Source organism: Streptomyces tauricus (assembly GCF_014650955.1).
Taxonomy (GTDB): domain Bacteria; phylum Actinomycetota; class Actinomycetes; order Streptomycetales; family Streptomycetaceae; genus Streptomyces; species Streptomyces tauricus.
Genome location: NZ_BMVY01000025.1, coordinates 15,013 through 39,604 on the forward strand (window position 1 = coordinate 15,013; position 24,592 = coordinate 39,604).

Consider the following 24,592-nt stretch of genomic DNA (forward strand, 5'->3'; position numbering starts at 1 on the left):
TGTCGTCGGTGCATCGGCGTCTCCTCTCTGTGCGAGGGGAATTAGTCCCCGCGGATGTGGTGGTGCACTGCAAGGGGGACCTAGTCCCCACTCTCCGGCCGTTGCTCGCGGTCGCCGGGCCACCTCGCCAGTACGGGCCGAAACCCTGTTCCACCTGGCCTTTAGCGGGATTGCAGCGTCCCCGCCCTCAGCGTTCTTGCAGGTCAAGCAGCCAAAACAGCCTCATTCCCCAGACTGCCTAGGGGGGGTTGCCGTCTCGCTTGATAGGTACGGTAGGCAAACCCAAGGCTGCGCGCAACCCCCTCTCGCGGTAGAGTCTGCTATCCCCCCTAGGCGATGATCGGAGAGTCGTGCACTACGACATGGAGCAGGTCCCTGGGATCGCGGACCCCGTAGACCGCGCCAAAGCCGCAATCGACCTGATGGCGCGGTATCAGAGCCACGTGAATGAGCTGTCCCGCATCCGCCGGGAAGCGATCGAAGAGGCGCAGGCGTCGGGCATGACCCAAGCCGAGATTGCGAAGCGACTCGGAGTCAGCCGCGGGCGCGTCGGTCAGCTCGCGTCATCTGGGCCCCCGCCAGAGCGCGCCTTCTTCGGCACAGACCTGGTCACGGTCTCGCTCGGGGGCAAGTACGAAGCAGGGAAGGCGCCCGACCAGAACCCCAGCGAGGTAGTCACGCGGGAAGACCTCAACAACTTCGAGCACCTTCGCAAGCTGCTGGGCGGCATGAAACTGGACGCTCAGTACGAGGTGATCCCACCGAGCGGAATCGTCAATCTCAACCGGGACAACCACGTCGTCGTTTGCGGCCCCCGCCTGTCCCCGATCGTGGCGCAGGTGCTCGAAGGGGACGACAATCTTCGGTTTGCTAAGGACCACGCGTGGCACCTGCTCGACCAGGTAGCCGGGAAGGAGTTCCGGTCACCGCAGGATGAGGACGGATCGGCCGGCGACGTCGGATACCTGGGACGCCTCCCCCGCCTGGACGGGAAAGGGACGTTCCTCTACATCGCGGGTGTCCACGCCATTGGAGCGAACGGAGTCGTTCACTTTTTGGAGAACAACCTGGCAGAGCTCTACAGAGAAGTCCGTACACGCCGCTTCTCCACGCTGATTTCGTGCCGTTACGACCCGACGACGCTCGAAGTGCTGGAGAGTCGACGCGTCACTCCGCTGTACCGACACGAAGGCTGATTATGCGCGTCGCGATCGACACCCGCCCCGGTGGAGCTGCCCCCAACGAAGATTGGGTGGCCGGCACACCAAATCTTGCTGTTGTGCTGGACGGGCTCAGCACTGCAGGCCTTAACACGGGCTGCCGCCACGGCGTTCCGTGGTACGTCGAGCGCCTGGGCAGTCAGCTCGTGGCCGCATTGGCTGATCCGGAGCGCACGCTGGTGACCGGCTTGGCTGACGCTCTCGAACGCGTGGCGGCCAAGCACCCTGAGTGCGACCTGAGGAATCCAGGAACCCCATCCGCAACTGTGGCAATCCTCCGGCAACGCGAAAGTTTCTTCGATCACCTCGTCTTGGCTGACTCCCCGATCGTGCTCGAAGGCCGCCACGGCTTTTCCGTGATCACTGACCTGCGAGTGAAGGAGATCCTTCCGGAATTGAAGGCGGAAGTCAGTCGGTACGAGACTCATACGACGGAACACAAAGAAGCCCTGCGTCAACTGGTGCTCGCGCAGCGACAGACCCGCAACACGGCAACCGGTTATTGGGTCGCGGCTTCCGGACCCGAAGCCGCAGAACACGCGCTGACGGGCAGAGTTCTCGCCGAGGATCTGCGCGCCGCCGCGCTTCTATCCGACGGTGCGTCGTGCCTCGTGACGGACTACGAAATGGCGACCTGGCCCGAAGTTTTCAGGATGCTCCGCACCGGGGGTCCGCGAGAGCTTCTCGGCGCAGTTCGCAAGGTGGAGGCCACAGATCTTCATGGGCAGCGGTGGCCGCGCTACAAGTCTGGGGATGACGCGTCTGTTGCCTTCTGCGAGTGGGGGTAACACCTGTTCAGCGCTGAGATATCCCTCAGGCAACATTCAGAGGCAAGCACAGCAGCCGGAGTCGTACCCCGAGCTACTTGCTGCTAGTTCACACTTGCTGGCCGTGGGTAGAGCTATCGACAAAGAACGCTCTGAATAGCTATTAGCTCAACCAGATGTCAACAGGTGGCATCGCCGATCCAAGCAACCTGCGACAGTGAGCGTGAGCGATTGCAATACCAACGCTGGTCAAGTCAAAGTTTTTCATCGAAGAATTTCCCCAGATCTCGGCAAAATTACCAAGGGACGAATCGAGCGACTTGACCTCTTGGAGGATTGACTCGCCGGAGATGGGGTTACCTACGAGCATATGTCGCAGCGGTTCGGCGTTCTCCCCAACATCTATGATGGTTAGCTTCTGTTCAAGTTCTTTGCGGCTTACTGCGGCTACTTGCACCATCAGGGGGTCGCGCAGGCAAGGGATTAGGAGTCCGGAATCGAGATACTCGTCAGAGAAAGTATAGTCTTCTCTTTTGAATCCCGCTGTGAGTAGACCGGGGTAGCGCTCAAGGAAAAGCTGTGTGAATGTCACCAATGCTAGATTGATAGACCCGCATCCAGCGTAGGCGATATGGCCCATGTTCGCATCTGAGGGCTGCTGTAGCCCCTTGATTACGGGAACCCAATACTCGCGAATCGTCGCATGAAATTGAGGGATGCTAGTGGCGGGCACGTTTACATAGCGGGCAATAAATACCGCGCCCATAACTGCGACCTGCGCGCTGGTGAGTCGAGGTGCGGTTTTAAGAGCCTCGTTCAATACAACCTGCCTAAAGGAGCCTCCAGACTCTTTGGATCTGTCGACGAGCATGTCAACTAGGAGGTCGCCGAGATCCTCGTCTCCAGTGGTGGCGAATTCTTCCTGCACCCTGAATAGGGCTCGCTGAAAGTCTGGGGTTCTCGCATTCTGCAGAGACTCGGGAGACTCTGAAAACATTTTCTTGAAGACTTTCTCGGATATATGCTGTGCTCGCTTCTCGGCCGTTTCTGCCGCCTCTGCGGCTAGTTGCGTATAGTTCTGGCGAAATACGTCCTCTGCGATCTCCTTGGCGTCTCGGTAGGAAAGGCCTGCGTGCATATCACCGGCAATTTGATAGTTGGTGGAGTTATCTCCGCCGGTTTGGCGTTGACTCATTGGTTACGCCGGTTGATGTCACTGTCTCCGTCTACTCTCATATTTCCTCCTGCCTGATAATTAATTGAGTCATTACCTGATTTTTGAACCTGGCGATCTTGGTTCTTCTTTCTGTCGAAATAAAACCAGCTAATCAAGGCAATCGGTACGGCTACGCCTACTCCGCCGAACGCCCACGAGACCCAACTCATTGATGACCTCCCTCATCGTGAAAATTTCACGGTGTGCGCGCTGCATACCGCTCCGGGCGGAGCGAGCGAGTCGAAAGCACTGTGACGGACGGTAGACCATGCCGGTGACAGGCTGGGGCAGAACGACCAAGCTGCCGCCCTCGACGTCAGGGGAGCACCTGGAGTCCTCGTGGCCCGGTCCTGAGGCCAGTTAAGTCGACAGTTGCCTGACATCAGCCGGTGACATCAACAGGGGCGCACAACCGCAGACGCCGACGGATGTGGTGCGGTTCGGGGCCGTACTCAGCCTCTCGTCAGAGTCACCGCTCATTGATCGTTCGTGGGTGGCGCACCCGCCTACGGATCAGAAGGTTGCAGGTTCGAATCCTGCCGAGTGCACACAGATGAGAAGCCCCGGAGAGATCCGGGGCTTCTTGCGTTTCTGGGGCGTACCGCAGCGAAGTACAGCAACCGTGGCCCGAAGGGCTCGGCAGGCTCGCGGACAGGGCTCGCGCAAACCGTGTGGCGACCGGGGGGTCGTGGCACGTGCGCGGCACGGGAGGGGAACTCATGAAGATCAAGACCGGCGGAGTGGCAGTCATGGCCATCGTCCTGGCGACACTGGTGGGATGTGGGCGAGGCCCGGCCGAGGGGTCGGAGGACTCGACTTCGCCGGCTTCGAACGAACCGTCGTCGGCCCAAGCCGGTCTCTCTGCCGAGGATCTGCAAGGCCGGTGGTGGACATGGGCGATGTCGGAGCCCGAACGCACCAACCCGGTCGTTGACGAGGACGGGAGCGACTGTGAGCGCAACCAGCCGCAGGACATGTGGTTTCTCGCGGGTACCTTCGGCACGAGGGCCGAGCGCACCTGCAGCATCCCCGGTGGGGTCCCTGTCGCGTTTCCCCTGGTGAACTTGATGGGTGGCCCGCAGGACTGCGCGAGCTTCATGAGCACGGCCAAGGGGGCCGCGGTCCTGGACGGCAAGAAGGTCGACTCCGAGAGCAGCCGAGGAGAGCCGATCTCTGTGCAGGGCGTCCTCTTCAACCCCGTCACGGGCACGGACGAGCGCTTCACGACCACCGGGTGCGGCATCTGGGTCCAGCTGCCCCCGCTGGAGCCCGGAAGGCACACGCTGACGATTCGTGGTGAGGCCCAGGACTTGTCCGTCGGCGTGGACTACTCCCTGACCGTGGACGCCGCGTAGGCGGACGACGCGCGGGGGACCTGCGGGGCGTTCTGCGGTACTCGGCTGGTGGGAGCGTCGACCGCCGACGCGAGGATGTGTTTCTGTCCGGGCTCGGGGTCGGACCGGGGGTGAGGCCGGGTCGGGGCAGGGCCCGTTGTCAGTGGCGGGCTCTACGCTCGTGCGTGATGGCACAAGTGTGGAAATGCATGGGGCTCCGGTGGGTCGGGCGGGAGCCTGTGCTGGTCTGGGACGGGGGGCGTCGCAGTGGGTTGCCTTGGGGGAAGCAGGTTGGGTTCGCCGTCGTGGGCGGGGGCGAGCGGCGGTGTGTGGGGGCGCGCGGGCACCGGTGTTTCGCGGGGGCCGCGGTGTCCGGGCGCAGTGTCGGGGCCCGGTGCGAGGAGTGCGCACGGCTGGACCGGGCCCACTCCGTCGCGGCGGACACCATCGCCGACGACCCCCGGCCCTACTCCGTCTATCTGGCCTGGTTCGGACCCGGGATGGTCAAGGTGGGGATCACCGCCGTCGAGCGCGGGTCGGCCCGGTTGCTGGAGCAGGGAGCCGTCGTCTTCACCTGGCTGGGGCAGGGGCCGCTGATGTCCGCCCGGCGCAGTGAGGAACTGCTGCGTACGGCGTTGGGAGTGCCGGACCGGATCGCGTACGACGCCAAGCGGGCCGTGCGGAGTGCGCTGCCGGAGGCGGGGGCGCGGGCGGCGGAGATCCGGGAGCTGCACGCGCGGGCCGTGGGGCTGGACGGGTGGCCGGACGCCTTGCGGCGGATGCCGTTCGAGGCCGTCGATCACACGGATGCGTTCGGGCTCGACGGGCTGCCGCCGGCCGTGGCCGTCGTCGGCGAGCTCGTGCCGGGAGGCGTCGTACGGGGGGAACTGGTCGCCGCCGCCGGGCCCGATCTGCATCTGCTGACCGGGCGGGGGGTCGTCGTGCTCGACACGCGGCTCATGACCGGGTGGGAACTGACCGGAGCGGCCGGGTCGGGCCAGGGGGAGGGTGGGGGTGAGGGTGAGGGTGAGGGCCGGCGAGGGGATGTCACCGTGCCCGTGCGGGAGTTCGGGGGAGTTCAGGACGGGCTTTTTTGAAGGGCGGGGGCAGAGGGCTGGGGCCGGGGGTTGGAGGGAGCGCGCGCGTGAGGGGGCGCGGGAGTGAGCGGATGGTCAAGAGATCGAACCCTTGGGATCCCCTTTGGTAAACGGTCTGGACTTGGCGTGGCGGCCGGATCGAGGGTGAGCGGCATGAGCCCTCAGGATTCCTCCGCCTCTCTCTCCGCCCCTGCCTCCAGCGCCTCCAGCGCCTCCAGCGCCTCCAGCGCCTCTAGTGCTTCTAGTGCTTCTAGTGCCTCCAGCGCTTCTAGCGACTCTCCCGCTTCCCTCTCCTCCCCCGTCCCCGTCCGTGCGTACGACCCTCCGTACTACGCCGTCGTTTTCACCTCGGTGAAGACGGAGGGCGGTGAGTTCGCGGAGTACGGCGAGACCAATGAGCGGATGGAGGAGCTCGTCAAGGAGATACCCGGGTATCTCGGGATGGACCACGCCGGGTCGCCGGGCGGGCTCTCCGTCACCGTCGGGTACTTCCGGGACGCCGGCGCCGTAGAGGAGTGGCGGAGCAACGCCGAGCACCGGGCGGCGCAGAAGCGGGGGCGTGCCGAGTGGTACCAGCGCTACACGTTGCACGTGGCCAAGGTCGAGCGGAGCCATGGGTTCGAGCGAGGGCAGGACTGACGGGATGACTGACGGGATGAAGGGGGATGAGGGCGAGGACGTAAGGCGGTTCTGGAGGGGGCTCGGTCTTCCCGGGCTCGTGGACGTCCACACCCACTTCATGCCCGAGTCCGTCCTGAAGAAGGTCTGGGCGTACTTCGACGGGCTCGGGCCGCTCACCGGCGGGGTCGAGTGGCCCATCACCTACCGGGTGGAGGAGGACGAACGGGTCGGGATGCTGCGGGAGTTCGGCGTGCGGGCCTTCACCGCCATGCTCTACCCGCACAAGCCGGGCATGGCCGAGTGGCTGAACCGGTGGGCCGTCGACTTCGCCCGCCGGAACCCCGACTGCCTCCACACGGCGACGCTGTTCCCGGAGCCGGGCGTGGCGGAGTATGTGCGCAAGGCGCTGGACGACGGGGCGCGGGTCTTCAAGGCGCACGTCCAGGTAGGGGCGTACGACCCCGCCGACGCACTTCTCGATCCGGCCTGGGGGGTGCTCGCCGAGGCGGCGACCCCTGTCGTGATCCACTGCGGATCCGGGCCCTCGCCCGGGAAGTACACCGGGCCCGAGCCGGTCGGGCGGGTGCTCGCGCGGCATCCGCGGCTGCGGCTGGTGATCGCGCACATGGGGATGCCGGAGTACGAGGACTTCCTCGGCCTCGCCGAGCGGTTCGGGGAGGTGCGGCTGGACACGACGATGGCGTTCACGGACTTCAGCGAGGAGTTCGCACCGTTCCCCGAGCGGGCGCTCCCCCGGCTCTCCGGTCTCGGGGACCGGATTCTGCTCGGGAGCGACTTTCCCAACATCCCCTATCCGTACGTGCATCAGCTGCGGGCGCTGGAGAGGCTCGGGCTCGGGGAGGACTGGCTGCGGGCGGTCTGCCATGACAACGGGGCGCGGCTGTTCGGGTTGTGAGGGAGAGGTACCGCCGCGCACCCGGTGAAGGAGTCGCGAGCAGTTCCCACGCGTTCCCTGAGAGGCGGCTGTGAGTTTCTCAGGGGATTCACAGGTTCCCGAAAGGGCGCTCTCAGGGCGGCCCACCAATGTGTTGGCTATGACCACGACCTCGCCCCAGGGGCGCACCGAACTGCTGAGGCCGGACGGGAGCCCCGTTCGCGTGCTTGTGGTGGACGACGAGCTGTCGATCACCGAGCTGCTGTCCATGGCCCTTCGCTACGAAGGGTGGCAGATCCGCAGCGCGGCGGACGGGACCGGTGCGGTGCAGACCGCGCGCGAGTTCCGGCCCGACGCCGTCGTTCTCGACATGATGCTGCCCGACATGGACGGTCTCGCCGTCCTCGGCCGGCTCCGCCGGGAGCTGCCCGAAGTACCCGTGCTCTTCCTCACCGCGAAGGACGCGGTCGAGGACCGGATCGCGGGTCTGACGGCCGGCGGCGACGACTACGTCACCAAGCCCTTCAGCCTGGAGGAGGTCGTGGCCCGGCTGCGCGGCCTCATCCGCCGTTCCGGTGCCGCCGACCGCCGTTCCGACTCGGTGCTCGTCGTCGGTGACCTCACCCTGGACGAGGACAGCCACGAGGTGTCGCGTGCCGGTGACGGCATCCACCTGACCGCGACCGAGTTCGAGCTGCTGCGGTTCCTGATGCGCAATCCGCGCCGGGTGCTCAGCAAGGCGCAGATACTCGACCGCGTGTGGTCGTACGACTTCGGCGGCCAGGCCAACGTCGTCGAGCTCTATATCTCGTACCTGCGCCGCAAGATCGACGCCGGCCGTGAGCCGATGATCCACACCCGGCGCGGCGCCGGTTACCTGATCAAGCCCGCGACCTCGTGAGCGGGCGACGACGGCCGCGTACGCAGCGGCGCCGACAGTCCGGGGTCCCGCACGCGCTGCGGCGCCGGCAGCCTCGGACCCTGCGGACGCGGCTCGTCGTCTCGGCGGTCGCGCTGATCGCGGTGGTGTGCGCGGTGATCGGTACGGTCACGACGATCGCGCTCCGCTCCCATCTGTACGAGCAACTCGACGAAACGCTGCGGGACGCCACCATGCGGGCGGCCGGCCCCCTGCGGATCGAGGGCCTCCAGCCCGACCCCGGTGGCAAGGACAAGCCGAGGAAGACGCTGTCGGAGTTCGTCCAGCAGGGCCCGCAGCCCAGCGGCACGGTCGCCGCGGAGGTCACCGGCGGCAGCATCTCCGAGGCGCAGGTCGGCAAGAAGACCAAGAGCGACGACGGCATACCGGACCTCGACGCCGAGGCGCTCACCACGGCCCAGAAAGCCGTCCTCGCCGACGTGCCGCAGGACGGCAGGCCGCACACGGTCACGCTGCCCGGCCTCGGCGAGTACCACGTGCAGTTCCAGACCGGTGACAACGGCTCGTTCTACGTGGGCGTGCCCACCGAGGACGTCACGAACACGCTCAACACCCTCATCCTCGTCGAGGTGAGCGTCACGCTCGCCGGGCTCATCGCCGCCTCGTTCGCCGGGGCGACCATCGTGACCGTGGCCCTGCGCCCCCTGCGCAAGGTCGCCTCCACCGCCACCCGCGTCTCCGAACTGCCCCTGCACACCGGCGAGGTGACCCTCAACGAACGGGTCGCCGAGTCCGAGACCGACCCCCACACCGAGGTCGGCCAGGTCGGGGCCGCGCTCAACCGCATGCTCGACCACGTCCACGGCGCCCTGCACGCGCGCCAGGAGAGCGAGACGCGCGTACGGCAGTTCGTGGCGGACGCCAGCCATGAGCTGCGTACACCTCTCGCGTCCATCCGCGGCTACGCCGAACTGACCAGACGTGGAAGAGAAGAGACCGGGCCCGATACGCGGCACGCGCTGGGCCGGATCGAGTCCGAGGCCGGGCGCATGACCGGACTCGTCGAGGACCTCCTGCTGCTCGCGCGCCTCGACGCCGGCCGGCCGCTCAGTTACGAGCACACCGACCTCTCCCCGCTGGTCGTGGACGCCGTGAGCGACGCCCGCGCGGCCGGCCGCGAGCACAACTGGCGGTTGGAGCTGCCCGACGAACCCGCGCTGGTCCTGGCCGACGCGGCCCGCGTCCAGCAGGTCATGGTCAATCTGTTCGCGAACGCGCGCACCCACACCCCACCCGGTACGACGGTGACCGCCCGCGTGCGCCGCCAGGGATCCTGGGTGTGCGTGGACGTCCAGGACAACGGTCAGGGAATTCCCCCGGACCTCCTGCCGCACGTCTTCGAACGGTTCGCGCGCGGCGACTCGTCACGCTCGCGTTCCTCCGGGTCGACCGGGCTCGGCCTCGCCATCGTGCAGGCCGTCGCCGCCGCGCACGGCGGCGCGGTGACAGTCGACAGCGTCCCCGGACACACGGTGTTCACCGTGCATCTCCCCGCGCTCACCCCTCAAGCGCCCCATTCTCATGAGGCGTTCATTTCTCAAACAAATTCACAACCGTACTCACAGGCACACCACAGCGCGACCACATGGGTGCAACAGGGCGCTTGACGACAGTCGTTGTCATGCGAACCGAACCTTCTCCCGGCAACCTGCCGGCGCGGGAGCACCTCCCGGCCGGAAATGCCGGTACGCCTGTCCTGGACGTAGTGATCCCCGTCTACAACGAGGAGAAGGACCTCCAGCCGTGTGTGCTCAGACTCCACGAGCACCTGTCCCGCACCTTCCCGTACGCGTTCCGCATCACCGTCGCGGACAACGCGTCCACGGACACCACTCCCCTGGTGGCGGCGCGGCTGGCGGCGGAGCTCCCCGAGGTCAGATCGTTCCGGCTGGAGCAGAAGGGCCGCGGCCGGGCGCTGCGGACCGTCTGGTCCGCCTCGGACGCCCCGGTCCTCGCCTACATGGACGTCGACCTCTCCACCGACCTGAACGCGCTGCTCCCGCTGGTCGCCCCACTGATCTCCGGTCACTCCGACCTGGCGATCGGCTCGCGGCTGGCCCGCAGCTCGCGGGTGGTGCGGGGCGCCAAGCGGGAGTTCATCTCCCGTACGTACAACCTGATCCTGCGGGGGTCGCTGCAGGCGCGGTTCTCCGACGCGCAGTGCGGCTTCAAGGCCATCCGGCGCGATGTCGCGCAGGTACTGCTGCCGCTGGTGGAGGACACCGGATGGTTCTTCGACACCGAGATGCTGGTCCTCGCCGAACGGGCCGGACTGCGCATCCACGAGGTGCCGGTCGACTGGGTCGACGACCCGGACTCGACCGTGCACATCGTGAAGACCGCGACCGACGACCTGAAGGGTGTGTGGCGCGTGGGACGCGCCCTCGCCACCGGCTCGCTGGCGCTCGACCGGCTCGCCCGCCCGTTCGGCGACGACCCGCGCGACCGTGAGATCAGCGGCGTACCGAAGGGCCTGGCCCGCCAGCTCGTCGGATTCTGTGTCGTGGGCGCCCTGTCCACGCTGTTCTACCTGGTGCTCTACAGCGGCTTCCGTACGTTCTCCGGTTCGCAGATCGCCAACGCGCTCGCCCTGCTCGTCTCGGCGGTCGCCAACACCGCCGCCAACCGGCGCCTGACCTTCGGCGTACGCGGCAAGGGCGGCGCGGTCCGCCACCAGGCACAGGGCCTGGTCGTCTTCGGCATCGGACTCGCCCTCACCAGCGGCTCGCTCGCCGCCCTGAACGCGGCGACGACCGAGCCGGCGCACGCCACCGAACTCGCGGTCCTGATCGTCGCCAACCTCGCGGCGACCGTACTGCGGTTCCTGCTCTTCCGGGCCTGGGTGTTCCCGGACCGGCACGACACGTCACCGTCGACCGTCGTCGCCTCTCACACCCCCGCCGCACCGACGATGCCGCCGACCGTACCGACCGGACCCGCGTCGCCCGTCCACGCGACGGCACCGCGGTCCCCGTACGGCCGGAGCACGCAGTCCCTGTACGGCACGGCCAACGCTCCGCACGACCACCAGACCTGGGGGGACGCGACCATGCAGATGCAGCCGGTGCGCCCGAACGACCACGACCCGAGGGACGCGCGATGACGACGACTCACGACCATCCGGGTACGGGGGCCGCCGACCCCGGCTGGACGCCGCCCACTCCGACCGCCGTACAGGAACCGGGCGTTCCGGCGGAGCCGACCGCGGAGCCCGCCGCCCCCGAGGACGGCAGCCCCAAGCAGCCCTTCGTACGCCGTCTGTGGCGCGGGCGGCCCGAGGACAACCGCTGGGTGCGCCCCGCGTTCCTCGGCGCGCTGCTGCTGATCGGCGCGCTCTACACCTGGAACCTCACGGCCTCCGGGTACGCCAACTCCTTCTACTCGGCGGCGGCCCAGGCCGGCAGCCAGTCCTGGAAGGCCTTCTTCTTCGGCTCGCTCGACTCGGCCAACGCCATCACCGTCGACAAGCCCCCGGCCTCCCTGTGGCCGATGGCGCTGTCGGTACGGCTGTTCGGCCTGAACTCCTTCGCGATCCTGTTCCCGCAGGTCCTCATGGCCGTCGCCACGGCCGGAGTGCTGTACGGGGCCGTGCGCCGCCGGTTCACGGCCGCGGCGGGCTTCATCACCATCGCGGTGTTCGCGCTCACACCCGTCGCCGCGCTGATGTTCCGCTTCAACAACCCGGACGCGGCCCTCGCCCTCCTGATGGCCGTCACGGTCCACTGCGTCCTGCGGGCCATGGAGAAGGCCGAGACGAAGTGGCTGGTGTGGGCGGGCGCGGCCGTCGGGCTGGCCTTCCTGGTGAAGACCCTCCAGGCCTTCCTGATCCTGCCGCCCCTCGCGATCCTCTACGCCGTCTTCGCGCCGACGACTGTGCGCAGGCGCATCGGGCAGGTGCTCCTCTCCGGCCTGGCGATGATCGTCGCGGGCGGCTGGTGGGTGGCCCTGGTCGAGCTGTGGCCGGCGTCCTCCCGCCCGTACATCGGCGGCTCGCAGAACAACTCCTTCCTGGAACTGACCTTCGGCTACAACGGACTCGGCCGGATCAACGGAGAGGAGACCGGCAGTGTCGGGGGCGGCGGAGGCGGTGCCGGTGGCGGTGGCTGGGGCGAGACCGGCTGGGACCGGATGTTCAGCTCCTCCATCGGCGGTCAGATCTCCTGGCTGATCCCGGCGGCGCTGATCGTGCTGGCCGCGGGGATCGCGCTGACCTGGAAGGCGCGGCGGACCGACACGGCCCGTGCCGCGTTCCTCGCCTGGGGCGGCTCGCTGCTGATCACCATGGTGGTCTTCAGCTTCATGCAGGGCATCTTCCACGAGTACTACACCGTGGCCCTCGCCCCGTACGTCGCCGCCGTGGTCGGCATGGGCGCGAGCGTGCTGTGGGAAGAGCGCGGCCGGATGTGGATCTCGCTCACCATGGCGGCCGGAAGCACGGCCACCGCGGTCTGGGGGTACGTGCTTCTGAACCGTTCCTCCGACTACCTGCCCTGGCTGAAGTGGCTGGTCCTGGTCGGCGGTCTGGTCGCGGCACTCGGTCTGATCTTCATCGCGCGGCTGGGGCGCAGGCTGTCCCTCGCGGTGGTCGGGCTCAGCTTCGTCGCGGCTCTCGCGGGCCCGACGGCGTACACGCTGACCACGCTGAACGAGGGCCACAGCGGTTCGATCGTCACGGCGGGTCCCTCGGTCTCGGGCGGTCGCGGCGGCCCCGGCGGTGGTGGCGGCATGGGCGGCGGCCCGGGCGGCGGCGGGATGCCGGGCGGCAACCAGCGGGGCGGCACCGGCCAGAACCAGCAGGGCGGCGGCATGGGCCAGCCCCCGACCGGCGGCTTCCCCGGCGGCGGCCAGCAGGGCCAGCAGGGCCAGCAGGGCCAGCAGAACGGCAATGGCCAGACGGGTCAGAACGGCCGGACCCAGCCGGGTGGCGGTACCGCCGGCGGCACCGGTGACGGTGGCGGCATGGGCGGCGGTGGTATGGGCGGCCTGCTCAACGGCGCGACCGTCAGCTCCGAGGCCAAGGCGCTCCTGGAGAAGAACTCCGGGGACTACACCTGGGCCGCGGCGGCCATCGGCGCGCAGAACGCCGCGAGCTACCAGCTCTCCACCGGCGACCCGGTGATGGCGATCGGCGGCTTCAACGGCAGCGACCCGTCGCCGACGCTGGCCCAGTTCAAGAAGTACGTGGCGGACGGGAAGATCCACTACTTCATCTCGTCCGGCTCCATGGGCGGTGGCGGCAGCAGCGACTCCGGCACGGCGTCCAAGATCAGCACGTGGGTCGAGGCCAACTTCAAGAAGGTGACGGTCGGTTCGTCCACCTTCTACGACCTGACGCAGCCCACGAGCAGCTGACGTACTGCACCGAAGGCGGTGGCCCGGGCGAACGAAAGCCCGGGCCACCTTTTTTGTTGTTGTACGCCGTATAGGGACTGTTCTACGGTGTACAGCATGCCAACCCCGCAAGGCCAAACCGGCCAAACCGGCCACGTCGGCTCCGTCGGCGGCCACCCCCAGCGGTGGCTGATCCTCGGCGTCATCTGCCTCGCCCAGCTCACCGTGCTGCTCGACAACACCGTGCTGAACGTCGCGATCCCCACCCTCACCGAGGAACTGGGCGCCGGCACCTCCGACATCCAGTGGATGATCAACGCGTACTCGCTGGTGCAGTCGGGGCTCCTGCTCAGCGCGGGCAGCGCGGCCGACCGCTACGGCCGCAAGAAGATGCTGGTCGCGGGACTCGTGCTGTTCGGTATCGGCTCACTGGTCGCCGGACTCGCCGACACCACCGGCCAGTTGATAGCCGCCCGCGCGGGCATGGGTATCGGCGGCGCGCTCCTGCTCACCACCACACTCGCCGTCGCGATGCAGATCTTCGCGCCCGAGGAGCAGCCGAAGGCCATCGGCATCTGGAGCGCCGTCAACGCCCTCGGCTTCGCGACCGGCCCCCTGCTCGGCGGGTTCATGCTCGACCACTACTGGTGGGGCGCGATCTTCCTGGTCAACCTGCCGGTGGTGGCCCTGGCCCTCTGCGCCGTGATCAGCCTCGTACCGGAGTCCAAGAACCCGCGCGGCGACCGCCCCGACCTGCTCGGCGCCCTGCTCTCCACGATCGGCATGACCGCCCTCGTGTACGCGATCATCTCCGGCCCGGAACACGGCTGGACCTCCGCCCGCGTCCTCACCACGGCGGGCCTGGCACTCGTGGTCCTGGCCCTCTTCGCCTACTGGGAGAGCCGGATCCCGTATCCCATGCTCGACCTGCACTTCTTCCGGGACCGGCACTTCACGGGGGCGGTCGCCGGTGCCGTACTGATCACCTTCGGGATGGGCGGCGCGCTCTTCCTGCTGACCCAGCACCTCCAGTTCGTCCTCGGATACGGCCCCCTGGAAGCGGGGCTGCGCACGGCGCCGCTCGCCCTGACCGTGGTGGCCCTCAACTTCACCGGCCTCTCCGCGAAGTGGACGGCGAAGCTCGGCACGCCCGTCTCGATCGCCCTCGGCATGGTCCTGATGTCCGGCGGGCTGGTGTCGATCGCGACCCTCGCGTCGAGTGGTTACGCCGGTACGCTGCTCGGCCTGCTGCTCATCGGCGGGGGCTGCGCGATTGCCAACCCCGCCATGGCGCACGCCATCATGAGCGCGATCCCGCCGGAGAAGGCGGGCGTGGGCGCGGGCGTCAACGGCACACTGGCCGAGTTCGGCAACGGCCTCGGCGTCGCCGTCCTCGGCGCAGTCCTCAACGCCCGCTTCGCCGCGCTGATCCCGTTCGCCGCGGCCTCGCTCCCGGCGACGCTCGCCGCCGCGGACTCCGCGGACGAGCGGGCGCGGATCACGGACGGGTTCGCGTCGGGTCTGGAGACCAGCCAGCTGGTGGGTGCGGTGGCCGTGCTCCTCGGTGGACTGCTGGCCGCCGCGTTGCTTCGGCGGGCCGAGAGGGCAGACTCCGCGGTGGCGGTGCCGATGTGAGGGCCGCCCTGTGCAAGGGCTGGGGCGGAACTCGGTGTTCCGGGACGCCCCGGTGGTGGAGTTCCGAGGAAGGTGCGCCATGGTGAGGGCAGTCGACCGGGCCGAGCGCCCGGTACGGACCAGCGTGTGGTTGGAGGGCAAGGCCCCGCGAGGTGGTGGCGCCCGGGGCGGCCAGCCGGCGTCGCTCGACCGGGACCGGATCACCGAGGCGACGGTACGGCTGCTCGACGCGGACGGGCTGGCCAAGTTCTCCATGCGACGGCTGGCCGCCGAGCTGAATGTGACCGCGATGTCCGTCTACTGGTACGTGGACACGAAGGACGACCTTCTTGAGCTCGCGCTCGACGCGATCTACGGCGAACTGGAGTTGCCCGACCCGGCGGCGGACGAGGACTGGCGGGATCAGCTCCGTGCGATCGCCTCCGGGTACCGGGCGCTTCTCGTACGGCATCCCTGGGCCTCGCCGCTCGCCGGGACGTTCCTCAACATCGGGCCCAGGTCCATCGCCTTCTCGCGGACCGTGCAGCGGGTGATCCGCAGGACGGGGCTGCCCACGCACCGGCTGGCGGGGGCCATCTCGGCCGTCTTCCAGTTCGTGTACGGGTTCGGCACGATCGAGGGGCACTTCACGGCGCGCTCGGCCGAGGCCGGGATGAGCCCTGACGCGTACTTCCAGCAGGCGCTGAGCGCGTTGAAGGGGGCGCCCGAGCTTGATGACGTGCTGGAGGAGAGCACGGAGATCATGCGGGCGCGTGGGGGGAGCACGGTGGAGGAGATGTACGAGCGGGACTTCGGGTTCGCGTTGGATCTGGTGATCGCGGGGATCGAGACGGTGGTGCTTCGCGGGGAGGGGTAGGGGTGCGGGGGGTTTGGGCGCTGCCCTTTAAAGACGAAAAGATTGCGCCGTTCCCCGCGCCCCTGAGGGCAAAGACAAAAGATTGCGCCGTTCCCCGCGCCCCTGGGGTGGTCGGGGTGGGCCTATGCCAGATGGGGCGGGAAGCCGCCTGTGGCCACCGGGCCCCATTTTTCCGGGGTGATGCGGATGATCGACTTGCCTTGCTTCAGCATGGCCTGGCGGTATTCGTTCCAGTCCGGGTGTTCGCCCGAGATGTTGCGGAAGTACTCGACCAGGGGCTCCACCGAGTCGGGGGAGTCGATCACCTCGGCCGTGCCGTCGATCTGGACCCAGGGGCCGTTCCAGTCGTCGCTCAGGACGATCAGGCTGACCCGCTCGTCGCGCTTGGCGTTGCGGGTCTTGGCGCGTTCCGGGTAGGTGGAGACGACGATGCGGCCCGAGTCGTCGACCCCGCAGGTCAGGGGCGAACCCTGCGGGCTCCCGTCGGCCCTGCGCGTCAGCAGGATGGCGCGATGACGGGGGCGTACGAAGTCGAGCAACTCGGCCGCTGATACGGAGGTGTTCGTAGCGATGTTCGGTGCCATGGGGGCAGCCTAGGGGCACGGGGGCCCGCCGAGGCTGACCCTGCCGTGCGTACGCCTGTGTCGATGCCCGGGTCGACGGCTATGCCTGCGGGAGCGTCTCGCCCTGCACCGCCTGGATGTCCAGCTCCACCTTCAGCGTCGTACCGATCGCCGCGATACCCGCCTGCACCACCTGGTTGTAGTTCATCGCGAAGTCCTCGCGGCGCAGTTCCGTGGTGGCGCGGAAGGCCGCCCGCGTGCCGCCCCAGGGGTCGGCGCCCGTGCCCAGGTAGGCGAGGTCCAGGTCGACCGGTCGTACGACCCCGTGCAGGGTCAGGTCGCCGTGGACCGTCCAGCGGTCGGACCCGGTCGCCGGGGTCAGGCCCGTCGAGACGAACGTGATCTCCGGGTGGCGCTCCACGTCCAGGAAGTCGGGCGACTTCAGGTGCCCGTCGCGCATGGCGTTGCCCGTGTCGATCGAGTCGGCCCGGATCACCGCCTCCACGCGGGACTTGGCGACCTCGTCCGGGGCGATCTCGATCAGGCCGGCGAACTGCGTGAACCGCCCGTGCACGCTGGAGATCCCCAGGTGCTGGGCGACGGCGCCCACGGAGGAGTGGGCCGGGTCCACGGTCCAGGGGCCGGGCGGCGGCAGCTCGGTGCCGCCCTGCCGGGCGAGGGTCACGGTGCCGATCTCGGCCCGGCCGCTCGCCGTGACGATGGCGCTCGACGCGACGGGCGCGTACCCGACGGCCGTGACGATCACCGTGTACGCGCCGGGCACGAGCGCGACCGCGTCCCGCACGGCGCCCTCCTCGTCGGCCTCGGCGCGTACCACCTGGGCGCCCGTCATGTCGGTCACGGTGACGACCGCGTGCGACACGGCCCAGCCGTCCCGCGTACGGATCCGCGCGGTCAGTCCCATTGCTCACAACCTCATCTCATGAAACCGGCCCGCGGAGCACGCCTCCGCTCGGAACGCGCCCCACGGGCCGGGGTCTGTAACTACCGGTTCTCGAACCACCGGTTCCGGACTACCGGTTCCGGACTACTCGCCGGGGTGGGCGAGCCGGATGTCGTGGCCGTCCACGCCGCCGCCGCTCACGGTCAGGGCCGTGGCCACCGGCGGGTAGCCGGTCGCGATCACGGTGTACTCGCCGCTGTCCAGGTCGGCGAAGGCGTACGCCCCGTCCGCCCCGGTGGTGGCGGTGCCGACCACGTTGCCCGCCGCGTCGACGAGCGTGACCCGGGCGTCGCCCAGCGGACCTGCGGGTGCGTGCACCACGCCCTGGAGCTGCGCTCCGGCGGTCAGCTCGACCTCGACCCGGGTGACCCCGGTGCCGCCGACCTCGACGGGCAGCGCGCGGGGCCGGTGTCCGGCGGCGTTCACCGCGACGGTCACGGCACCGGGCACCAGCTCGGCGAAGGTGAACTCGCCCTGCTCACCGGTGGTCCCGGTTGCCAGCACGTCACCGCGCACATCGGTCACGATGACCATCGCGCCCACGACCGGCTGCCCGCTCCCGGCGGCCTTCACGGCGCCGGCGAGCCCGCTCGTACCGCTCAGCAGGATGTCGTACGCGAGCGGCTCACCGTTCACGACGACCGTCGAGGCCTGCGGCTGGAAGCCGTCCGCGGAGGCGATCAGCACGTACGAACCCGTGCCGGGCGCGTCCACGGCGTAGGCGCCGTCGGCCTGGGCGACCGAGCGGCCCAGCTGACGGCCCGCGAGGGAGATCAGCGTGACGGCGGCCCGGGGCACGGGCGCGCTCTCGGCGCCGCGTACGAACCCGTGGACCGGGACCCCGCCGGAACCGGACGTGCTCGGGTCGGTCTCGGTCGCCAGAGTGGCGACCGCCGAGAGCCGCTGCGTCCCCGCGGGTCCGGGCTCGGCGCCATCACCCGCACCCGTACCCGTACCCGCACCTGTACCGGCGCCCGTGTCGGCGACGGCCCAGCTCGGTACGCGCTCCTCGGACTCCGCCGGGAAGACACCGGCCGATCCGGCAGTGGCCGGGGCGGCCTCGGAAACGGTCGTGACCTCCGCGTGGGCCTGCGCCTGGGCCTCGGCGGCCTGCGCCAGCCCGCCCGAGGTACGCAGCGGGACCTCCTTGATGAACAGCGTCACGAGGAAGGCGAGCAGGGCCATGACGGCGGCGATCAGGAAGACGTCCGCGATGCCGTGCCCGTACGCGCTCTCCATGACCGTGCGCAGCGGCGCGGGCAGGGAGTCCATGTCGGGGATGCTGCCGGTCGAATGGCTCGCCGCGGCCGCGTACTTGGGGTCGATGCCGGTGAGGCCGTCCTTGACGTAGTCGGTGATGCGGTTGGCCATCACCGCGCCGAGCGCGGAGACGCCCATCGCGCCACCGAGGGAACGGAAGAAGGTCACCGTGGAGCTGGCCGCGCCGAGGTCCTGGGGCGCCACCTGGTTCTGCGTGGAGAGCACCAGGTTCTGCATCATCATGCCGATGCCGAGACCCAGCAGCGCCATGAAGACGCCGGTCTTCCAGTAGTCCGTGTCGTAGCGGATGGTGCCCAGCAGACCGAGGCCCGCCGTGATGAGCACACCGCCGCCGACCAGCCACGCCTTCCACTTGCCGGTCTTGGTGATGATCTGGCCGGAGACCGTGGAGGAGACGAACAGACCGCCGATCATCGGGATCGTCAGCACACCGGACATGGTGGGCGACTCGTCCCGGGCCAGCTGGAAGTACTGGCTGAAGAAGACGGTGCCGGAGAACATCGCGACACCGACGAAGAGCGAGGCGATCGAGGAGAGCGCGATGGTCCGGTTGCGGAAGAGACGCAGCGGGATGATCGGTTCCTTGGCCTTGGACTCGATGAGCAAGAACAGCAGTCCGAGCACGATCGAGCCACCGACCATCGCGTACGTCTGCCACGACACCCAGTCGTACTTGTCACCAGCGAAGGTGACCCACAGGAGCAGCAGCGAGACCGCGGCGGAGATGAAGAACGCGCCGGCCCAGTCGACCTTCACGTCCCGCTTCACGACGGGCAGGTGCAGGGTCTTCTGGAGGACGATCAGCGCGATGATCGCGAAGGGGACACCGACGTAGAAGCACCAGCGCCAGCCGAGCCAGCTCGTGTCGGTGATGACACCGCCGAGCAGCGGGCCGCCGACGGTCGCGACCGCGAACGTGGCTCCGAGGTAACCGGAGTACCGGCCGCGCTCACGCGGGGAGATCATCGCGGCCATGACGATCTGCGCGAGGGCCGACAGACCGCCCACGCCGATGCCCTGCACCACGCGGCAGGCGATCAGCATGCCGGCGTTCTGCGACAGGCCGGCGGCGGCCGAGCCCAGGACGTAGACGACGAGGGCTATCTGGACGAGCGCCTTCTTGTTGTAGAGGTCCGCGAGCTTGCCCCACAGGGGCGTGGTCGCGGTCATCGACAGCAGGGCGGCGGTGACGACCCAGGTGTAGGCGGACTGGCCGCCGCCCAGGTCGCCGATGATCTCGGGCAGTGCGTTGGAGACGATCGTCGACGACAGGATCGCGACGAACATGCCGAGCAGCAGCCCGGAGAGGGCTTCCATGATCTGCCGGTGCGTCATCGGAGCGCCGTCGGGGACGCCTCCGTGCTTGGCGTGTGAGCCCCGCACACCGGCTGGTGTGGTCGTTGCCATGGGCTTCCTTTTCTTGTGTTGCGTCATACAGGTGTACGGGTGGTCCGCTCGGGGGGCGCCGCGGCGGGCACGGCCGGTGCGGCCGGTACGGGCCGGCAGTCGCCGAAGCTGGCGCGCAGTCGTCCGAGCAGGGTGTTGAGCTGGTCGACCTCGTCGTCGGACCAGTCCGCCAGGTAGTGGGCGAGCGCGTTCATGGAGCGCTCGGAGAGGTCGGCGAGCATGTCCCGTCCGGCGGGGGTGAGCCGCAGGATGCGGGAGCGCTTGTCGGCCGGGTCGGGGGACCGGTCGATCCAGCCGCGCTCGGCGACGTGCGCCACGTGCCGGCTGGTCACCGACATGTCGATGGCCATCAGCTCGGCGAGACGGCTCATGCGCATCTCGCCGTGCCGGTCGAGCAGCGTGAGCACCGCGGCGGAGCCCGCCGGGCACTCGTGCGGGAGCATCCGCCCGAGCCCCCGCTTCACGGCGCCGATGGCGCTCAGCTGCTGGGCCAGCTCCTCGTACTGCCGGCGAGCGGCCATCGCACCTCCCTCGTGCTCGTCTGTCCGATCTTTTGTTGCTTCAGGCAACCATAAATACGGTTGGTTGCTGCAGGCAAACGAAATGGCGTCCTATGGGCTAAAACCTTGGCAAAGGCAAGTATTGGCAAACGTAAACTCGCAGGTCACGCGGCTTGACGGGCGTGCGGACGGCCCTGGCGGGCGCGGCGGGCGCCGCCCACTCAGCCCGTCCAGGCCGAGCGGGACAGGCGGGGCAGGCGCCGCTCACTCAGCCCGTCCGGCGTTCGAGGGCGAGGCCGTTCAGGCAGGGCGGGGCAGATGGGGCAGGCGCCGCTCACTCAGCCTCTCCGCCGTTTGGCGACGAGCCCCGTCCAGGGCCGGGCAGGGCAGGTGGGGCGGGCGCCGTGCATTCAGCCCGTCCGGCGTTTGAGGACGAGGCCGTTCAGGCCGATACGGGGGTCCGGGGGCGGAGCCCCTGGGGCGGTACCCACAACAGAAGAGGGCCCCAAAACTTGGGGCCACAGATCCCACCCGATAGGGTCACGCGCATGGCAAACACCCAGGGCCCCGAGGGCAACTACGACCCCGCGGGTAGCACCCAGATGTTCCGAGCGTTCGTCGACGACCCGCAGAGCCGCCAGCAGCAGCAGGCTGCCACCACCCGGGGTCCCCGGGTCGGCCTGATCGTCGGTGTGATCGTGGCCGTTGCGATCGTCGCCGTGGTCGCCTGGCTCGCCCTCAAGTAGCAGGCGGGGGGCGCCGCCGGGCGCCCTACTCCCACCGGACGGACACGTCCCGCGTCTCCACGTGCATGCCGACAGGTACGCGCCACGCGTCGACGCACACCGTCCAGGTCTCCTCCGTCCGGCTGCCCGGAGCGATCGGCACGGGCAGCCGTTCGGCCGACTCGACGGTCGCCCAGTCGATCCCGAGTGCGCCGATGATGTGCGTCCCGAAGGTCACCGTGCCCGAACGCACCGCGGTGCCCCCGGTGTTGTGGAATCCGAGGGTGACCTTCTCGCACCACCGCTTGTCGGCGGACTCCCGCTCGGGCTCGCCGACGACCAGCGCGGCGGGACCGGCCGGCACGTCCGCGCCGCCGGTGGCACCCGTACCGTCGCCTCCGGCCGAGGGCGGGCTCGTACGACCGCTGTCGCGCACCGCGGCCCCGGCCGAACCGGACGCCGACGAGCCGACGTCACCCCCGCCCCCGGTCGGGCCCCCGCTCGCGTCGCCGCCGTCGCCGCCGCCCGACCGAGTACCGCCGGGCGCCGCACTCCCCGAACTCGGGCCGCTGGCCGCCCTCTTGGAGGCGGACGGGCTCTCCAGGGGCACCAACTCCACATCCCCCGTCGGCGCCACAGCCCTCGTGGACGACGACGCGGGACGCTGAACGGCGACGTACCCGCCACCCGCGCCCGAGCCGCCACCGCCGCCGCACGCGGTCAGCGTCACCGCACCCAGACAGACCGCGACCGCCGAGGCACCCGCACGGGCACCTGGGCGGCCACGTATCGCACCACGTATCGACTGCTGTCCCACCCGCCGACGCATCGCGCCAGTGTGGCTGACGACCCGTCAATACTGAACCGGCGTGCATGAACCCGTACGCAGGAGCCCGTACGCAGGAACCCGCGTGGACGAACCTCTCGGGACCCTGGGCGGTGGCTCAGTCGATGACCGCTCAGTCCGAGATGAGGCCTTCGCGCAGCTGCGACAGCGTCCGTGTGAGCAGCCGGGAGACGTGCATCTGCGAGATGCCGACCTCCTCGCCGATCTGCGACTGCGTCATGTTCGCGAAGAAGCGGAGCATGATGATCTGCCGCTCACGGGGCGGGAGTTTGGCGAGCAGGGGCTTCAGGGACTCGCGGTACTCGACGCCCTCCAGTGCCGTGTCCTCGTAGCCGAGGCGGTCCGCGAGGGAGCCCTCGCCGCCGTCGTCCTCGGGAGCCGGGGAGTCGAGGGACGACGCCGTGTAGGCGTTGCCCACCGCCAGGCCGTCGACCACGTCCTCCTCGGACACGCCCAGTACGACGGCGAGTTCGGCGACGGTCGGCGAGCGGTCCAGCTTCTGGGAGAGCTCGTCGCTGGCCTTGGTCAGCGCGAGCCGCAGCTCCTGGAGCCGGCGCGGTACACGCACCGACCACGAGGTGTCCCGGAAGAAGCGCTTGATCTCACCCACGACCGTCGGCATCGCGAACGTCGGGAACTCCACGCCCCGTTCGCAGTCGAAGCGGTCGATCGCCTTGATCAGGCCGATCGTGCCGACCTGGACGATGTCCTCCATCGGTTCGTTGCGCGACCGGAATCGGGCGGCCGCGTAACGCACCAGCGGGAGGTTGAGTTCGATGAGGGTGTCCCGCACATAGCCGCGCTCGGGGCTGTTCTCGTCGAGTGCGGCGAGCCGCAGGAACAGGGAGCGGGACAGAGTGCGGGTGTCGATCACTTCCGGGGTCGGGGGGAAGGCCGGGGCTTCCGCGGCCGGGATGGCCGGAACCTCGACAACGACACTGTGAAGCACGTCTGGCGCGGATTCGCTCTTCGTGAGCGTGAGCACCTTCGAGCTGCCCTGGTCTGCGGACATGCCACCCCCTTTGGGTCGCGGACGGTCGCGGCGGACGCTCCCGTCGAAGGAACGCAGCCTCCACCTGAATACCGGAGGCGGGGCTGCGGCAAACGCGTCACCGGAAGAATGTCACATGTCGGCAACACGCTGTAGTGACATGTCGACACAAGAGGGGTGAATAGGCCCTGGAAAAGGGGGGTCTGACGGTTTTTCGACGCAGAAACGTCGTGAAAAGGCCTTGGAAGCGATTCGCTCCCCGGAGCTACGCCTCGATCCTGTTTGCGGATCGAAGTCGAGCGAAACTTCTGGCGAGGAGCCTTGACACATGCATCTGCGAGACACCCAGTTCAGCGCTGATCTGTGACTGCGTCAGATTGCTGTAGTAACGCAGCAGCAGGATGCGCTGCTCCCGCTCGGGGAGCTGCACGAGCAGATGCCGTACGAGGTCCCGGTGCTCCACGCCGTCCAGCGCGGGGTCCTCGAAGCCGAGTCGGTCGAGGAGGCCCGGCAGTCCGTCGCCCTCCTGGGCGGCCTCCAGGGAGGTCGCGTGGTACGAGCGCCCGGCCTCGATGCAGGCCAGTACCTCGTCCTCGGTGATGCGCAGCCGTTCGGCGATCTCGGCGGTCGTGGGCGTGCGCCCGAAGGCCGTCGTGAGGTCCTCGGTGGCGCTGTTCACCTGCACCCACAGCTCGTGCAGCCGGCGCGGTACGTGGACCGTGCGGACGTTGTCGCGGAAGTACCGCTTGATCTCGCCGATGACGGTGGGCATCGCGAAGGTCGGGAACTGCACGCCCCGGTCGGGGTCGAAGCGGTCGATGGCGTTGATCAGGCCGATGGTCCCGACCTGGACGACGTCCTCCATGGGTTCGTTGCGGGACCGGAAGCGGGCGGCGGCGTACCGCACGAGCGGGAGGTTCGCCTCGATCAGCGCGGCCCGCACCCGGCCGTGCTCGGGGGTGCCGGGTTCCAGGTTCTTCAGCTCTCCGAAGAGGACCTGGGTGAGGGCGCGGGTGTCCGCCCCGCGGCGGCGCTGCGGGCTCTGGTCCTGGGAATCGCCCGGCTCGTCGAGCCGTTCGAGGGCCTGCGGCTTCTGCTGGGGAGGTGCAGGTGCTTGAGGCGCGGTACTGGCCGGCACGGTCAACTCCACCTCTGGGTCCGTCAACCCGTGAAAACACAAGTCCGAACGACGTCCGTCAGACACATGCGTCAACTCATCGGTCAAAAGCGGTCATAGCATCACAAGACATGTGCACTGTGTGCAAGCACCTCATCACTCCGTGTTGAGCGGGGAGGCGGAGCGGACGGGGCCCGGAGGCCGGGCCGGCCCAGGCCGGAACGAGTCGGGCGGGGGGCCGGGGCATGAGACAGCCCCCCGCCGTTCGGGCGAGGGGCTGGTGGT

General features: G+C 68.8%; 21 protein-coding genes. 13 read left to right on the plus strand and 8 right to left on the minus strand.

Annotated features, from left to right (window positions below; all coding sequences use genetic code 11):
* Positions 1 to 350: 350 nt before the first annotated feature.
* Positions 351 to 1,196, plus strand: coding sequence for a sigma-70 region 4 domain-containing protein (locus IE278_RS29555; protein WP_189776321.1), 846 nt, complete (start codon positions 351 to 353; stop codon positions 1,194 to 1,196).
* 2 nt (positions 1,197 to 1,198) lie between these two features.
* A complete protein-coding gene (locus IE278_RS29560; protein WP_189776322.1) occupies positions 1,199 to 2,008 on the plus strand; it encodes a protein phosphatase 2C domain-containing protein in 810 nt (269 codons plus the stop codon).
* 142 nt (positions 2,009 to 2,150) lie between these two features.
* Here IE278_RS29560 and IE278_RS29565 read toward each other — a convergent pair whose 3' ends face one another.
* Positions 2,151 to 3,182: an LPO_1073/Vpar_1526 family protein gene (locus tag IE278_RS29565; RefSeq protein ID WP_189776323.1), complete on the minus strand. Its 1,032-nt coding sequence runs from the start codon at positions 3,180 to 3,182 to the stop codon at positions 2,151 to 2,153.
* A 920-nt stretch (positions 3,183 to 4,102) separates the two neighbouring features.
* On the opposite strand from IE278_RS29565, the gene IE278_RS29570 reads away from it, so the two are divergent.
* From IE278_RS29570 to IE278_RS29615, 10 genes are all read left to right on the plus strand, one after another.
* On the plus strand, positions 4,103 to 4,558 hold the full coding sequence (locus IE278_RS29570) for a signal protein (protein WP_246570815.1): 456 nt from the start codon (positions 4,103 to 4,105) through the stop codon (positions 4,556 to 4,558).
* A gap of 167 nt (positions 4,559 to 4,725) precedes the next feature.
* Positions 4,726 to 5,634 (plus strand): DUF2797 domain-containing protein, encoded by a 909-nt coding sequence (locus IE278_RS29575; protein WP_189776325.1) that lies wholly within the window; start codon positions 4,726 to 4,728, stop codon positions 5,632 to 5,634.
* 153 nt (positions 5,635 to 5,787) lie between these two features.
* Positions 5,788 to 6,273, plus strand: a complete 486-nt coding sequence (locus IE278_RS29580) for an antibiotic biosynthesis monooxygenase family protein (RefSeq protein WP_308434951.1) — start codon at positions 5,788 to 5,790, stop codon at positions 6,271 to 6,273.
* A 16-nt stretch (positions 6,274 to 6,289) separates the two neighbouring features.
* On the plus strand, positions 6,290 to 7,171 hold the full coding sequence (locus tag IE278_RS29585; protein ID WP_189776445.1) for an amidohydrolase family protein: 882 nt from the start codon (positions 6,290 to 6,292) through the stop codon (positions 7,169 to 7,171).
* A 139-nt stretch (positions 7,172 to 7,310) separates the two neighbouring features.
* The gene (locus tag IE278_RS29590; protein ID WP_189776326.1) at positions 7,311 to 8,051 is read left to right on the plus strand and encodes a response regulator transcription factor; all 741 of its coding nucleotides are present in this window, start codon (positions 7,311 to 7,313) and stop codon (positions 8,049 to 8,051) included.
* Positions 8,048 to 9,697 carry a sensor histidine kinase gene (locus IE278_RS29595; RefSeq protein WP_213089754.1) on the plus strand — a complete coding sequence of 550 codons (1,650 nt, stop codon included), beginning with the start codon at positions 8,048 to 8,050 and terminating at the stop codon, positions 9,695 to 9,697. The genes IE278_RS29590 and IE278_RS29595 overlap by 4 nt, the downstream gene beginning before the upstream one ends.
* A gap of 14 nt (positions 9,698 to 9,711) precedes the next feature.
* Positions 9,712 to 11,193, plus strand: coding sequence for a bifunctional glycosyltransferase family 2/GtrA family protein (locus IE278_RS29600; protein WP_189776327.1), 1,482 nt, complete (start codon positions 9,712 to 9,714; stop codon positions 11,191 to 11,193).
* Positions 11,190 to 13,442 carry an ArnT family glycosyltransferase gene (locus IE278_RS29605; RefSeq protein ID WP_189776328.1) on the plus strand — a complete coding sequence of 751 codons (2,253 nt, stop codon included), beginning with the start codon at positions 11,190 to 11,192 and terminating at the stop codon, positions 13,440 to 13,442. The genes IE278_RS29600 and IE278_RS29605 overlap by 4 nt, the downstream gene beginning before the upstream one ends.
* Positions 13,443 to 13,538: 96 nt before the next feature.
* Positions 13,539 to 15,056 carry an MFS transporter gene (locus tag IE278_RS29610; protein WP_189776329.1) on the plus strand — a complete coding sequence of 506 codons (1,518 nt, stop codon included), beginning with the start codon at positions 13,539 to 13,541 and terminating at the stop codon, positions 15,054 to 15,056.
* Between the two features lie 79 nt (positions 15,057 to 15,135).
* Positions 15,136 to 15,912, plus strand: a complete 777-nt coding sequence (locus IE278_RS29615; RefSeq protein WP_189776330.1) for a TetR/AcrR family transcriptional regulator — start codon at positions 15,136 to 15,138, stop codon at positions 15,910 to 15,912.
* 122 nt (positions 15,913 to 16,034) lie between these two features.
* On the opposite strand, the gene IE278_RS29620 is transcribed toward IE278_RS29615, so the two are convergent.
* From IE278_RS29620 to IE278_RS29635, 4 genes are all read right to left on the minus strand, one after another.
* The gene (locus IE278_RS29620) at positions 16,035 to 16,496 is read right to left on the minus strand and encodes a PPOX class F420-dependent oxidoreductase (RefSeq protein ID WP_189776331.1); all 462 of its coding nucleotides are present in this window, start codon (positions 16,494 to 16,496) and stop codon (positions 16,035 to 16,037) included.
* Positions 16,497 to 16,575: 79 nt separating this feature from the next.
* On the minus strand, positions 16,576 to 17,400 hold the full coding sequence (locus IE278_RS29625) for a YceI family protein (RefSeq protein WP_189776332.1): 825 nt from the start codon (positions 17,398 to 17,400) through the stop codon (positions 16,576 to 16,578).
* Positions 17,401 to 17,523: 123 nt separating this feature from the next.
* Positions 17,524 to 20,055 carry an MFS transporter gene (locus tag IE278_RS29630; protein WP_506417402.1) on the minus strand — a complete coding sequence of 844 codons (2,532 nt, stop codon included), beginning with the start codon at positions 20,053 to 20,055 and terminating at the stop codon, positions 17,524 to 17,526.
* A 95-nt stretch (positions 20,056 to 20,150) separates the two neighbouring features.
* A complete protein-coding gene (locus tag IE278_RS29635) occupies positions 20,151 to 20,648 on the minus strand; it encodes a MarR family winged helix-turn-helix transcriptional regulator (protein ID WP_189776334.1) in 498 nt (165 codons plus the stop codon).
* Positions 20,649 to 21,175: 527 nt separating this feature from the next.
* On the opposite strand from IE278_RS29635, the gene IE278_RS29640 reads away from it, so the two are divergent.
* On the plus strand, positions 21,176 to 21,373 hold the full coding sequence (locus tag IE278_RS29640) for a hypothetical protein (protein ID WP_189776335.1): 198 nt from the start codon (positions 21,176 to 21,178) through the stop codon (positions 21,371 to 21,373).
* A 25-nt stretch (positions 21,374 to 21,398) separates the two neighbouring features.
* Here IE278_RS29640 and IE278_RS29645 read toward each other — a convergent pair whose 3' ends face one another.
* The 3 genes from IE278_RS29645 to IE278_RS29655 form a co-directional block, all read right to left on the minus strand.
* A complete protein-coding gene (locus IE278_RS29645; protein ID WP_246570819.1) occupies positions 21,399 to 22,082 on the minus strand; it encodes a hypothetical protein in 684 nt (227 codons plus the stop codon).
* A 229-nt stretch (positions 22,083 to 22,311) separates the two neighbouring features.
* Positions 22,312 to 23,211, minus strand: a complete 900-nt coding sequence (locus IE278_RS29650; RefSeq protein WP_107020512.1) for an RNA polymerase sigma factor SigF — start codon at positions 23,209 to 23,211, stop codon at positions 22,312 to 22,314.
* Positions 23,212 to 23,455: 244 nt separating this feature from the next.
* Positions 23,456 to 24,328: an RNA polymerase sigma factor SigF gene (locus IE278_RS29655; RefSeq protein ID WP_189776336.1), complete on the minus strand. Its 873-nt coding sequence runs from the start codon at positions 24,326 to 24,328 to the stop codon at positions 23,456 to 23,458.
* Between the last annotated feature and the right edge of the window lie 264 nt (positions 24,329 to 24,592).

What these genes read in the sequence shown, in the direction of transcription:
- IE278_RS29575 (WP_189776325.1), top strand. Translation starts at nt 4,726, where the DNA reads ATGGCACAAGTGTGGAAATGCATGGGGCTCCGGTGGGTCGGGCGGGAG.
- IE278_RS29560 (WP_189776322.1), top strand. Translation starts at nt 1,199, where the DNA reads ATGCGCGTCGCGATCGACACCCGCCCCGGTGGAGCTGCCCCCAACGAA.
- IE278_RS29625 (WP_189776332.1), bottom strand. Translation starts at nt 17,400, where the DNA reads ATGGGACTGACCGCGCGGATCCGTACGCGGGACGGCTGGGCCGTGTCG.
- IE278_RS29635 (WP_189776334.1), bottom strand. Translation starts at nt 20,648, where the DNA reads ATGGCCGCTCGCCGGCAGTACGAGGAGCTGGCCCAGCAGCTGAGCGCC.
- IE278_RS29565 (WP_189776323.1), bottom strand. Translation starts at nt 3,182, where the DNA reads ATGAGTCAACGCCAAACCGGCGGAGATAACTCCACCAACTATCAAATT.
- IE278_RS29640 (WP_189776335.1), top strand. Translation starts at nt 21,176, where the DNA reads ATGGCAAACACCCAGGGCCCCGAGGGCAACTACGACCCCGCGGGTAGC.
- IE278_RS29650 (WP_107020512.1), bottom strand. Translation starts at nt 23,211, where the DNA reads ATGTCCGCAGACCAGGGCAGCTCGAAGGTGCTCACGCTCACGAAGAGC.
- IE278_RS29620 (WP_189776331.1), bottom strand. Translation starts at nt 16,496, where the DNA reads ATGGCACCGAACATCGCTACGAACACCTCCGTATCAGCGGCCGAGTTG.
- IE278_RS29585 (WP_189776445.1), top strand. Translation starts at nt 6,290, where the DNA reads ATGAAGGGGGATGAGGGCGAGGACGTAAGGCGGTTCTGGAGGGGGCTC.
- IE278_RS29580 (WP_308434951.1), top strand. Translation starts at nt 5,788, where the DNA reads ATGAGCCCTCAGGATTCCTCCGCCTCTCTCTCCGCCCCTGCCTCCAGC.
- IE278_RS29605 (WP_189776328.1), top strand. Translation starts at nt 11,190, where the DNA reads ATGACGACGACTCACGACCATCCGGGTACGGGGGCCGCCGACCCCGGC.
- IE278_RS29600 (WP_189776327.1), top strand. Translation starts at nt 9,712, where the DNA reads ATGCGAACCGAACCTTCTCCCGGCAACCTGCCGGCGCGGGAGCACCTC.
- IE278_RS29630 (WP_506417402.1), bottom strand. Translation starts at nt 20,055, where the DNA reads ATGACGCACCGGCAGATCATGGAAGCCCTCTCCGGGCTGCTGCTCGGC.
- IE278_RS29615 (WP_189776330.1), top strand. Translation starts at nt 15,136, where the DNA reads ATGGTGAGGGCAGTCGACCGGGCCGAGCGCCCGGTACGGACCAGCGTG.
- IE278_RS29610 (WP_189776329.1), top strand. Translation starts at nt 13,539, where the DNA reads ATGCCAACCCCGCAAGGCCAAACCGGCCAAACCGGCCACGTCGGCTCC.
- IE278_RS29570 (WP_246570815.1), top strand. Translation starts at nt 4,103, where the DNA reads ATGTCGGAGCCCGAACGCACCAACCCGGTCGTTGACGAGGACGGGAGC.
- IE278_RS29590 (WP_189776326.1), top strand. Translation starts at nt 7,311, where the DNA reads ATGACCACGACCTCGCCCCAGGGGCGCACCGAACTGCTGAGGCCGGAC.